Source organism: Neobacillus sp. OS1-2 (assembly GCF_030915505.1).
Classification (GTDB): Bacteria; Bacillota; Bacilli; order Bacillales; family Cytobacillaceae; genus Neobacillus.
The window spans coordinates 3773680-3786802 of the sequence record NZ_CP133265.1; the positions used below are offsets into that span (position 1 = coordinate 3773680).

9 protein-coding genes are annotated in these 13123 nt (G+C 37.4%); 8 read left to right on the top strand and 1 reads right to left on the bottom strand.

Annotated features, from left to right (window positions below):
* Positions 1 to 145 precede the first annotated feature (145 nt).
* Positions 146 to 703, top strand: a complete 558-nt coding sequence (locus RCG19_RS18775; protein ID WP_308108339.1) for a hypothetical protein — start codon at positions 146 to 148, stop codon at positions 701 to 703.
* Positions 704 to 881: 178 nt separating this feature from the next.
* On the opposite strand, the gene RCG19_RS18780 is transcribed toward RCG19_RS18775, so the two are convergent.
* A complete protein-coding gene (locus tag RCG19_RS18780; protein ID WP_308108340.1) occupies positions 882 to 1613 on the bottom strand; it encodes a hypothetical protein in 732 nt (243 codons plus the stop codon).
* Positions 1614 to 1865: 252 nt separating this feature from the next.
* On the opposite strand from RCG19_RS18780, the gene RCG19_RS18785 reads away from it, so the two are divergent.
* From RCG19_RS18785 to htpG, 7 genes are all read left to right on the top strand, one after another.
* Positions 1866 to 2417 (top strand): YybS family protein, encoded by a 552-nt coding sequence (locus RCG19_RS18785; protein ID WP_308108341.1) that lies wholly within the window; start codon positions 1866 to 1868, stop codon positions 2415 to 2417.
* Between the two features lie 219 nt (positions 2418 to 2636).
* Positions 2637 to 5018 carry a polyprenyl synthetase family protein gene (locus tag RCG19_RS18790; RefSeq protein ID WP_308108342.1) on the top strand — a complete coding sequence of 794 codons (2382 nt, stop codon included), beginning with the start codon at positions 2637 to 2639 and terminating at the stop codon, positions 5016 to 5018.
* A 192-nt stretch (positions 5019 to 5210) separates the two neighbouring features.
* Positions 5211 to 7166, top strand: a complete 1956-nt coding sequence (locus tag RCG19_RS18795) for a lipoteichoic acid synthase (protein WP_308108343.1) — start codon at positions 5211 to 5213, stop codon at positions 7164 to 7166.
* Positions 7167 to 7303: 137 nt separating this feature from the next.
* A complete protein-coding gene (locus RCG19_RS18800; RefSeq protein WP_166242005.1) occupies positions 7304 to 7414 on the top strand; it encodes a YjcZ family sporulation protein in 111 nt (36 codons plus the stop codon).
* Positions 7415 to 7606: 192 nt separating this feature from the next.
* Entirely contained in the window at positions 7607 to 8941 is a 1335-nt protein-coding gene (locus RCG19_RS18805; protein ID WP_308108344.1) for a Na+/H+ antiporter NhaC family protein, read from the top strand.
* A 116-nt stretch (positions 8942 to 9057) separates the two neighbouring features.
* On the top strand, positions 9058 to 11091 hold the full coding sequence (locus RCG19_RS18810) for a YhgE/Pip domain-containing protein (protein ID WP_308108345.1): 2034 nt from the start codon (positions 9058 to 9060) through the stop codon (positions 11089 to 11091).
* Positions 11092 to 11230: 139 nt separating this feature from the next.
* Positions 11231 to 13108 carry a molecular chaperone HtpG gene (htpG, locus tag RCG19_RS18815; protein WP_308108346.1) on the top strand — a complete coding sequence of 626 codons (1878 nt, stop codon included), beginning with the start codon at positions 11231 to 11233 and terminating at the stop codon, positions 13106 to 13108.
* The last annotated feature ends 15 nt before the right edge of the window (positions 13109 to 13123 follow it).

Sequence of the window (13123 nt, forward strand, 5' to 3'; positions counted from 1 at the left end):
TGTTGGTTTTTGGATGAAAAGGCAGGATTTTAAATCTTAATAATGAATATATAATACAAAACAATTAAAGAATCAGAATGCAACGGTAAAGAACCATTTTATTCATCCTTCCATCCCAATCTATGTAAGAAAGAAGGTATGCGGTATGAACGAAAATTTTTTTGCGGATTATAAAAAGTTTATAGTTACACCGGTCAATGAAAAAACGAATGGGAACGAAGTATTTGATCCGAAAAATTATGCCTCGCATTATATCCTAACGCTGACTATTTATAATTCTCGATTGTCGAGCTGGAGGGACGCCAGTAAATATGAAATAGATGTTGAAAAAAGTATCAAAACGGTTCTAAAGGAATTCAATCAAAGACAGACTGGAAAGTACCACCTTGAATTACTAGAATTGGATAGGTTTAAAAATTATTTTGTATTGGCTCTTTCGTCAAAGACAAAAATAGAAACCAACGAAGAAAATGACCGTATATATTTTGTTGTTGATCGAATCCTAACGAATCCTTTTTATGTTGGACAAAGATGGTTTAATTTAATTGGGGAAAAGGGAAGAGTTGAACGAAAGCTATTTTGCTGTTCCTTTATGAAATATGAAAAAGGTATGCGCGAACATCAAAAAATAGACAATAAAGTTGAAAATATTACTGAATTAATTCCCAAGAATGGCGAAATTAAGTTAATAAAAACGCTCTAAAAAGAGGACGTGTATGGTGAAAAAGAAATGGTTACAGTAAAAAGGACTTAACATGTGAGTTAAGTCCCAATAGGTTAATACTCCATTCAGAGAATGATTCTTTTAGCTAAATTCCTTTCCTTATCATTTTAATGTATTCAATCGAATAGGATGAGCCATTTCATCCTCCAAATTTCGATTATTCAGTATGAAATTGTATAGTCCAATAAGGACAAATCTCACTAACACCCCCCATGTTAAAAATAGAATGGTTCCTATCACCTGGACCGAGAAAGTCTAACGCGGCAGGAGAAAAGACTGTAACTGTTCTTTTACCGCCCTCCAATAGAATTCGGATTGGCTTATTCGCAACAATATCCTCAAAGATTTTGCCTCCCCAGAATATCTTCTTTTTGGCATTCCTTCCAAAGACAGTCCTATTTTTCTTATTTATGGAGGTAACCGTAACATTATCTGTCATTTTCTCTTTCTGTTGTACGGCTTCTTTCTCTGTTTGTAAAACTTCTAATTCGATTGACGCAACTATTCCAATTTCACGATTATTTACCATCAAAATAAAGTGATATCCCGTTTTCGTTATCTTTTGAACAATTTCTACTTCATCTGTAATAACTGTGACGAAATCCAGAGGGGCTTTTACTTGGGAGTCTTCCTTTGGCTTGATAACCCGATAAGATGCCTTAGCTCCACTTCCTCCATCTGTAAAATCAAAAGGTTTTATACTCTGTGTCCTGACAAAGTATAATTGATCAACCTTTTTATTCCTGTTTACTTGGACACATAAGGCAACTTCTTCCTTCACCACCTTTTCCTTATCGCTTGAGAGCATAGGGAGATTCATTTTCATTCCTGGAAATTGAACGAAGATGTAACTGAGGTTTTTCTTAGGTTGTAGATCCGAAATTCTCATAAACTCACAACCTTTCCATTTTGGTACAAGGTTAACTTCCTTGTAAGAGTATAATTCAATATTCTTTCTCACATTCCTGTTTATGTATGTGGAGTTTCCATCGTCACTTTCTTATGAATTGTGATAGTTCCTATCATTTGTAGCCTAATTACGAGGAATTCTACTAGCGAAAAATGTAATGGATGTAAGATCTAGAAAAAATCATCATATGCGGGTTGACCTCGGCATTTCCTATTATAGGGGGTGGATGTGTTGAAGAATCGTTTAGAACGCAATCAATCGTACATTAACTGCCAAGAGGTAGAGGCTAATCAATATACAAATACTAAGAAATTAGTATTAGGGTCAGTTTTAGCTGCCATTGCAGCCCTTTTTCAGTCAGGCGGAGTAGTTGTTGGAATTGGTTATGCATGTAGTATCTTGGCTACACTTCCGATTGTTCTTTCAGCGATGATTTCGTTAAGAATTGGCATTATGTCCTACATGATAACGATTTTATTATTGACCATTTTGCAGCCTAGTGAGTTATTGGTTTTTTCATTCACCACCGGATTATTGGGAATTTCACTTGGAGCAGCTTTTAAATGGTGGAACCATTGGATAATGGTTTCACTTGTTGGAGGGATTGGATTAACGCTGGGGATTCTGACTTTATTATACGTCCTTCAATTTCCTATTTTAGGGCCTTCTGTATCCCGTACATTTGATTTCAAAATGGCAGCTCTCATTCTTGTATTTTCATTATTTTACAGTTCAATTTGGACGGGATTGAGTAAAAAGGTGTTTAAAATATTTTTTCGGTAAAAAGGTGTACCCAATCGGTAGGGAATAATTTTTTAAAATGTTCATGAATATTCGACAAAATGATATTTCTCACTCTTTCGCTTCGTAAACGAGTTATAAAATCATTATGTCGTAAATATAAATATATTCTGATAGTTATATAGAAAAATGCTTGTATAATTAATCATGACAGGTATATTTTACAAAACATGTTTAAGAGAACATAAAGAAGTAGGGGTAATGGATTGTATGAATACGGAGTTACGAATAAATACCGATGAATGCTATCGGGTAGCTGAGAAGAGGGCTGCTCATTATTTTAAATCACTATATGTTCAAGTCTCAAAAAGGTCATATGTTGCTACCCTAGCAGAAGATTTCCAATCATGGAAACACAACCATATTCATCACCATCCAGTACTATCCTTATTTTTGCGCAGAAGGAGAAAACCTGATTCTGAGGGGTATCACACGTATATCCAATGGTTGGATTACGCCGGAAAACTGGATAATTATCTTGATCGGAGTATTTCATATATTTTTATGAGGGATCTAGGCAAAGCTCTTGACACAACTGAAACACAGTCAAGGATTAGGCGTGTTGTGGACAGTTTGAAAAATGCTCTGACTACTAATCGTGCAGAGAAAAGGGAAGCATTTAGCATGGCTTGGTTATACAGGTGGGCGCAAAAGGAAGGGATTGAATCCACTATTATTTGGATGATGGACAAATTAAAAACGGTATCTTCCCATATTCCAATAGGGATGGATGCTGAACAGGCCCAGCGAAAATTGATCAAAATCATTGCGGGTGTTTTGTTGCACGTAATGGAAGAGCTAAACGACGAGTTATCCTCTACTGAACGTGCACAGAAACTAGATGAGGCCATTAGGTTGGGCTATTCTTATGGCCTGACATATCCCTTCATTGATGACCTACTGGATTCAGAAGTTTTATCCGATAAAGAGAAAAAACAATATTCTCAAATGATCCGTACCACACTAATTACCGGGGCTGTACCGGAATTGGGCGAGTGGACCGGAAGTAATGCCAATTTGATCAAGTATATTCACTTAGAACTCAAAGAGGCATTTGAGTATATCGAGGCCCAGCAACGACCGGAAACAAGAAAAACCTTTTTCGAAGAAGCCTATGTTTTTTTCCAGTCGCAGGAAGTTGATCGGGTAAAGGATTTATCCAATGCAAATTACACCAATGAGGATGTTTACATACCAATCATTTTAAAATCATCTTCCTCCCGCTTAATTGTCCGTTCTGTCATCAGCGCTCCCGAGGATAAGGGATTTAGCAGCCGAACCTTCTTTTATGGCATTTACAACCAGTTGGCGGATGATTTTGCTGATATGTTTGATGACATGAAGGCCGGTGCAGTGACCCCCTATACGTACTATATGAAATATCATGATAAGCGACCAGATCTGATCAATCCCTTTGAATTATATTGGACGGTCATCTCCCATTTGTTACATTCCGTCTATCATTCAGATACAAAGGCATGTGAGGTCATTTTAGATCGTGCCATCAATGGCCTTAAACGATTTAAAGAACGCGTGGGAATGGAAAAATACAATGAAGTGATGACGCTATTTACCACTGGAAATTCGAAATTCAACCGAATGATCCAAGATATGGTTCGAAAAGCAGATGATGTTGATTTTTTTGATAAGCTGCTTCGAGATCATATCATTACCACACTGAAAAATGAACGGAGAGAGCAGGAAGACTTTCAAACGTTGATTGAATCCGTACGGATTCAGATTAACAACATCTTGAAAATTCCCAAAACCCAAAATGATAGGTTCATGAATGACCCGATAATTGATGCGGCCAATTATAGTTTGGAAGGTGATGGAAAGCGATTGCGCCCTATCGTGACATGGGTCATGGGAGTTAACGAATATGGTTTAAATCAGACAGCAATCGTACCACTACTGAGATCATTAGAATACATGCATACCGCCTCCTTAATTTTCGATGATCTCCCGTCCCAGGATAATGCGTCCACCCGCAGAGGCCGTCATACCCTACACATGGTATATAACACGGCTATAGCGGAATTAACAGGTCTTTTCCTAACACAAAAGGCGATAGAGGAACAAGCATCACTAGAACAGTTCGATTCCAATACAGTACTTCGGTTGATTCACTATTCAGCACAAATGACAGCGGATATGTGTAAGGGACAGGCAATGGACTTAGATTCTAAAGGTAAACAATTGTCAATCGAACAATTGAATAGGATATGCTTTTACAAAACGGGAATTGCATTTGAAGCTTCCCTTATCATGCCAGCCATTCTTGCCAATGCAAGTGGGTTCGAGATGGAAGCATTGAAGAAATACGCCCACCATGCCGGCATAGCTTTTCAGATTAGGGATGACTTACTTGACGTCGAAGGAGATCAGACCTTACTAGGGAAACCCATTGGACTAGACGCTGTAAACAACCATTCAACTTTTGTGTCAGTCCTGGGAGTTGCGGGTGCTCGAAAAGAGATGTGGGAGCATTACTGCATGGCAATGGAATCATTGCAAGATGTGTCACGGAATACTACTTTTCTGAAACATTTATTGAATTATTTTGTGAACCGTAACCATTAAATTACAGTGGATATAGTAGATGAATCCGGTTACATCAGGGCTTCATCTTTTTTTATTCTCATAGTTCACAAATTGTTCATTGATTGTTCATATTTAACAGTTATGATAGATGTTAGAGTATTTGGTTTCAATCTCATATTTAATTGCGGCTATTATTAGTCCATAATAGTGTGCTAGAAGGTGGTGCGGAAAATGAATAATATACTTCAAAGGGGTCAAGGTATTTTTAATAAATATATTGGCTTTTTCTTTTTGACAGTAATATTCTTATGGATCAAAACATATATCGTTCAACTAACACAATTTGATTTAGGCATTGAGAATTCCTTACAAAAGATTCTTTTATTTATCAATCCGTTAGGTTCAGCCTTACTTTTTCTTGGCCTCTCTTTCTTTTTTAAGGGACGGAAAAAGTATATATCACTTATTGTGATTGATTTTCTTTTATCCTTTCTATTATATGCGAATAGTTTATTTTACCGCTTTTTTAATGATTTTATTACGTTACCGACATTAACGCAGACACAAAATTTTGGTGATGTAAGCGGCAGTGTGGGTTCGCTTATAAAACCCTATGATTTCTTATTTTTCATTGATATCATTCTTTTGATTTGCTTACTTGTTTTTCGTTTTGTACAGATAGAGGTCAAGGATATGCACCGTGGGAAAATGACTGTATTGTTTACCTTATCACTGGCTATTTCTTGCGCAAATCTCTCTTTAGCAGAAATGGATCGTCCTCAATTATTGACTAGGGGTTTTGATCGAAATTATATTGTTAAATATTTAGGCATGTACAATTATACGATTTATGATGCGGTTAAAAGTACACAGGCCTCTGCACAAAGAGTATTAGCTGATAGTGACGATATCACAGAAGTCATAAACTATACAAAATCAAATGATGCTGAGCCAAATTCAGCTTATTTCGGTGTTGGTAAGGGTATGAATGTGATTTATTTACATCTTGAGTCAATGCAAAACTTCCTTATTAATTACAAGTTAAATGGGGAAGAAGTAACACCATTTTTAAATTCATTGATAAAGGATCAAAATACAATGTATTTTGATAACTTTTTCCACCAAACAGGACAAGGAAAAACGTCAGATGCCGAATTTATGCTTGAGAATTCATTATTTGGCTTACCTCAAGGATCAGCTTTTACAACGAAAGGTTTAAACACATTCCAAGCGGCTCCTGCAATTTTGGGTCAGCAGGGCTATACTTCTGCGGTATTCCACGGGAATTCCGGAAGCTTCTGGAATCGTAATGAAATCTATAAATCATTTGGATTTAATAAGTTTTTTGATTCAAACTATTATCAAATAAATGCTGAAGATGAAGCAGAATATGGGCTAGTGGATAAGCCGTTCTTTGAGCAGTCCATTCCGCTTCTTGAATCTTTACCGCAGCCATTTTATACAAAATTTATTACGGTATCCAATCATTATCCATATCCAATTAATGAAGAAGATGCGACGATTGCACCAGCTGCGACGGGTGATAAATCTGTTGATGGATACTTCCAGACAGCACGTTATGCTGACGAGGCATTGAAGCAATTCTTTGATTACTTGAAAGAATCTGGTTTATATGACCATTCCATCATTGTGATGTACGGTGACCATTATGGTATTTCAGAAAACCATAATAAAGCGATGGCAAAAGTGCTTGGAAAGGAAATTACTCCTTTTGAAAGTGCAGGGTTACAACGTGTACCATTATTCATTCGAGTGCCAGGTATGCAAGGCGGAGTAAATCATGAATACGGTGGGCAAGTCGATCTACTTCCAACACTCCTTCATTTGCTTGGGACGGAAACAAAAGACTATGTTCAATTTGGGACAGACCTACTATCTGAACAACATGATGATCTGGTCGCCTTCCGAAATGGCGATTATGTGAGTCCGACGATTACAGCTGTTGACGGTAAGTTCTATAATTCCACTACAGGGATGAAACTAGAAGATGATAAGCTGGAAGAAGCAAAGAAATTTAAAGAAATGGTTCAACAAAAATTATCATTCTCTGATAAAGTTGTGAATGGAGATTTATTACGTTTCTACACTCCTGAAAACTTTATTCCTGTCGATAGGTCCACATATGACTATAAAAAGGATTCTGAAAGTGTTTTATTAAATAAATAACGGTACCATCATGTCAAAATCAATGGTTTTAAAGAAGTGCTATTTTAGTGGGCAGATTTAGATCCTGCCCATTTTTTTATACACAAAATTACACCCCTTACATAAGATAATTCAGTAATAGCTGGGAGGTGGATTTAATGAGTGGTGCAGTAGGCGGTTTTGGAAATGGGTTTGCGTTGATTGTGGTTTTATTTATCCTGCTTATTATCATCGGTGCAAGCTTTGTTGGTGGCGGCGGGTTTTATTAGGTAACTAATTAGTTATTTTTCAAATGATAATAGATTGGGATTGCAGCGGGCAATCCCTATTTATTTTCTGAAATATTTTTTACTTATTGTAGGAATGGAAATTGTTTCTGATATTCCTAAACACCTTGCGAAAGATAATAAATTATTGTACTCTTAAACTTGTTTTTTATGAAGGGTAAAGAGAGGTACATCATGGATACTAACAACAAAGGGCATTTGTGGGCATTACTGCCATTTGCCGTGTTTTTGATTCTTTTTCTTGGTGCAGGAATTGTGACAGGAGATTTTTATAAATTTCCGGTTATTGTGGCGATTACAATGGCAGCTGCCGTGGCTTTAGCCATGAACCGAAAAGTTTCATTTAATAGTAAGGTTGAAATCTTCACGAAAGGTGCCGGTGACGCAAACATCATGCTGATGGTCGTAATTTTTCTATTAGCGGGTGCCTTTTCTGAAGTGGCCAAGGGTATGGGTGCCGTCGATTCAACAGTTAATCTTGCGTTATCTGTTGTACCACAAAACTTATTAATGGTCGGTATATTTATCATTGCTTGCTTTATTTCGCTTGCAATGGGGACAAGCATGGGAACCATTGTTGCACTCGCTCCAATTGGAGTTGGAATTAGTGATCAAACAGATATTTCGCTGGCCCTTTCGATGGCGGCGGTTATTGGTGGTGCGATGTTCGGAGACAATCTATCATTTATTTCGGATACCACGATTGCTGCAGTTCGGACGCAAGGAACGAAAATGAAGGATAAGTTTAAGGTGAATTTCCTCATTGTCCTGCCCGCTGCCATCATAACGTGTGTGATTCTAGGTGTTTTAACCATTGGGGAACAAGCAAATATTACCCAACAGTCTTTTCATTGGATCAAGATCTTGCCGTATCTATCTGTGCTAATTACTGCATTGGCGGGAATTAATGTGTTTATTGTTTTATCACTTGGGATCGTTTTTTCCGGCGCAATTGGGGTAGTGGATGGCAGCTATCAGTTAATGAATGTCATTCAGAAAATCGGCGATGGCATGGCTGGAATGTATGAAATCTCGTTTCTTGCCATTTTAATTGCCGGAATGGTAGAAATCATTAAACATAACGGCGGTATTGATTTCCTTCTGTACAAAGTTACACGAAATATTAAATCAAAAAGGGGCGCTGAATTCAGTATTGCCGGTCTTATTTGTTTAACCGACCTTTCAACCGCCAATAACACTATTTCTATAATCATTACTGGCCCGCTTGCTAAAGATATTTCCGACCAATATGAAATTGATCCGCGTAAATCAGCAAGTTTGCTTGATCTTTTCTCTTGCTGTATTCAAGGCATAATTCCATATGGTGCGCAACTCCTTGTTGCTGCTGGTGTCGCCAGTATTTCGCCGATTAGTATTTTACACTATTCCTACTACCCAATCTTAATAGGGCTATGTGGGATCATCGCAATCTTGACAGGGTTTCCCCGCTTTTCATCCAAAGAAGTAAAGAGCAAGACTCTAAATATGGTTGATAATAAAATTGAATAACAACTATCTTACCCTGACTCATTTTGATTCAGGGTATTTTCTTATTTCAAGGAATCGTTCCATACGACTAGTGAAAAGATAAAGGAAATGGATGCAAAAGTAAGGATGGGGAAAAAGTGGGTAAAATTTGGCTTATATACAAAACGGATTGGAAAAATATATTCAGTGTTCCTGCTGTTGCATTGCTAATTGGTGCTCTTATGTTACTTCCATCCGCCTATGCATGGGTAAATATTAAGTCGATGTGGGATCCCTATAGCAATACATCAGGGATAAAAGTAGCTGTCGTCAACGAAGATACTGGCGCAGAAATTCAAGGGAAAAAAATCAATGTCGGATATGATACCGTAAAAAATCTAAAAAGGAACCATAAACTTGGCTGGGTGTTTGTAACCAAAAAGGAAGCTGTAAAAGGGGTAGAGAAAGGTACGTACTATGCCTATCTCATAATCCCTGAGGATTTTTCCAAGAAATTAACGAGTATTTTGGAAATAAACCCGAAAAAACCGAAAATAGTATTTGGAGTCAATGAAAAAATTAACGCTGTTGCTCCGAAAATTACCAGTTCAGGTGCATCTAGCTTAACTACTCAAATAAGCCAAGCTTTTGTTAAAACAGTGGGAGATGCCCTATTCTCAGGCTTTTTTCAGGCAGGGGTTGAATTAGAGAAAGAACTGCCTTCGATCCAAAATGTTGAAAAGCAAATCTTTGAGCTTGAAAAGGCCCTGCCAGAAATTGAAGAAATGGGGAAAAAAGCAATTGAACTAGAGGGAAAACTACTGGAAATACGCGAAAAGGGACAAAAAGTGATTGAGCTTGAGCAAAGAATTCCTGAAATTCAGCAGGCAGGAAGCAGTATCCTAAAAGTGGAAGCAAATTTACCGCGGATAAAGGAAGCGGGAGATAAGGTGTTGACGGTGCAAGGGAAGCTGGCAGAGTTGAACCGCATCAATGAAATCATCTCTGATGTTATCGCAAATATGAAGGATATTGAAACGAATATTCAGCAAGGGATTGTTATAGCCAAAGAAGGGGATACAGATCAGGCAAATACATCTAAAAATCAAGAAGAATTAACACGGCTTAACGAGGAACTAGTGAATATTCATAACCAAGTAAATCAAACACTACTATCACTACAACAAAAAGTTGCTGAAGGAGAAGAAATTATTCATAAAGCAGGGGACTTCTTCCAAAATGAAATGCCTGTTGTTGAACGAAAAATACATATGGCAGCTGATTTTGTTCGCAATGATTTGCCTGCCCTTGAGGGGGACATTCGGAAAGCGTCTACTCTTATTCAAACAAAGCTGCCGGAACTTGAGAAGGCAGTTCATAAAGCGGCAGATTTAGCCCGCAATGATTTGCCGGGTTTTGAAACGCAGATAAGAAATGCTGCGGATAAGATAAGGAAGTTCGAAGGTAGTGTGAATGTAAACGAATTAATCCAGTTTTTGAAGCATGATCCGCAAAAAGAGGGCGATTTTTTATCGAGTCCTGTTCTTTTGGAAACGAAGAGGATCTTTCCGATTCCAAACTATGGCTTAGCGATGTCACCGTTTTATACAATGCTGGCGCTTTGGGTGGGAGCAACCTTCTTGATTGCTTCCCTTAGGGTGGATGTTGAAAATCCAGACAATGTATACAAGGGCTATCATCTATATTTAGGAAGACTATTAACATTTCTAACGATTGGGATCTTTCAAGGAGCGATAGCGTCGCTAGGAGATTTGTATTTAATCCATACTTACGTTGTCGACAAACTTTGGTTTGTATTATTGTGTATTTTCATAAGTATGGTGTTTGTTATTATCACGTTTACCCTATGTTCGGTGTTTGGCAATATTGGAAAAGGATTAGCGATTATCTTTTTGGTGCTGCAAATCTCTAGTTCCGGGGCAACATTTCCGGTCAGTACCACTTCCTCCTTTTTTCAAATGATCTATCCGTTTATGCCATTTACTTATGCAGTGAGCATGCTTCGGGAAACAGTTGGAGGGATGGTGACGGATGTTGTCGTAAAGGATGTGTTATCATTACTAGTCTTTGCTTCCGCCAGCTTTGTCTTAGCACTGCTCTTGAAAAAACCGTTAAGCAAACGGATACAACATACGGCGGAAAGGGCAAGGTCGACGAAAATCATTCCATAAATAAAAAGGGCATCCAACGGGTGCCTATTCTATTTTCTTGACTAGGGAAAAATTATATGGTATTAAATTAATGGTTAGCACTCACGTATATAGAGTGCTAAAATGAAAAAGTAAATGATACGCTGAAGGAGAGGTCTTAATGGAAACAAAACAATTTAAAGCAGAATCGAAACGATTATTAGACATGATGATCAACTCCATCTATACCCATCGGGAGATTTTTTTAAGAGAGTTGTTATCAAATGCGAGTGATGCGATTGACAAGATTTACTACAAAGCATTAACAGATGATTCATTAACTTTTGACAAAGATAGTTATTTTATAAAGGTGTCAGCCGATAAAGAAAATAGAATCTTGAAAATTATCGATACCGGGATTGGAATGACCCAGGAAGATCTAGAAAATAACCTGGGGACCATTGCCAAGAGCGGCTCTTTAGCATTTAAAAGTGAGAATGAGGTAAAAGACGGCCATGATATTATCGGTCAATTTGGAGTCGGTTTTTATTCAGCCTTTATGGTTGCGGATGAAGTCACAGTCATTAGTAAAGCATTAGGCAGTGATGAAGCATTTAAATGGGAGTCTAAAGGGGCCGATGGGTATACGCTTGTCCCGTGCGTAAAAGATGCAATCGGAACTGAGATCATTTTGAAAATCAAAGAGAATACCGAAGATGAAAGCTACGATGAGTATTTGGAAGAATACCGCTTAAAGGGTATTGTCAAAAAGTACTCTGACTTTATTCGCTACCCAATTAAGATGGATGTCACCGAGAGCAGGCTTAAAGAAGGCAGCGAGGATGAATACGAGGATGTTCAAGAGGAACAAACGATTAATAGCATGGTGCCAATCTGGCGGAAAAACAAGAAGGATTTGACAACAGAGGATTACGAACAATTTTACGCGGAAAAGCATTACGGGTTTGATAAGCCTATTAAACATATCCATATCAGCGTGGATGGTGCTGTAAGATATAATGCCATTTTATATATTCCTGAAAAAATACCGTTCGACTATTACTCTCAAGAATTTGAAAAGGGGTTAGAGCTTTATTCTAATGGTGTTCTCATCATGAATAAATGCGCTGATCTACTACCCGACTATTTCAGTTTTGTAAAGGGTATGGTGGATTCTGAGGATTTATCATTAAATATTTCAAGAGAGTTGCTGCAACATGACCGCCAATTAAAGCTAATTGCAAAAAATATTAATAAAAAAATCAAAAGTGAATTAATTAATATTTTGAAAAATGAACGAGAAAAGTATGAAGAGTTTTATCAATCATTCGGCAGACAGCTAAAATATGGTGTATACAGCGACTATGGCATGCATAAAGAAGAATTACAGGATTTATTAATGTTCTATTCTTCTAAAGAAAAGAAAATGGTCACTTTGGATGAATATGTGTCAAGGATGCCGGAAGAGCAAAAATATATTTATTATGCGACAGGTGATTCAAACGAAAGAATCGACAAGCTTCCACAAACTGAAATGGTTATGGATAAAGGCTATGAAATTTTATATTTCACTGAAGAAATTGACGAGTTTGCGATTCGAATGGTCATGGCTTACAAAGAAAAAGAATTCAAATCAGTATCAAGCGGTGATTTGGGATTTGACGCTGATGTAAACAAGGAAACTGAGTCAGAAGAGAAGGAAAACAAGGAGCTCTTTGATTTTATGAAAGATATCCTAAATGGAAAAGTGAAGGATGTCAGAGTATCAAAACGCTTGAAATCACATCCTGTGTGTTTAACAACCGATGGGGCTGTTTCAATTGAAATGGAAAAGATTCTAAATGCAATGCCGAACAACCAAAATGTGAAAGCGGACAAGGTGTTAGAAATTAATGTCCATCACGAGGTTTTTGAATCCTTAAAGAATGCTTTTGAAAAAGATAACGAGAAATTAACGCTATATACAAACCTGTTATACAGCCAAGCATTGTTAATTGAAGGCTTGCCAATTGAGGATCCTGTAGAGTTTACCAATGATATTTGTAAAATTATGGTTTAAAGTAAAAAAGGATCT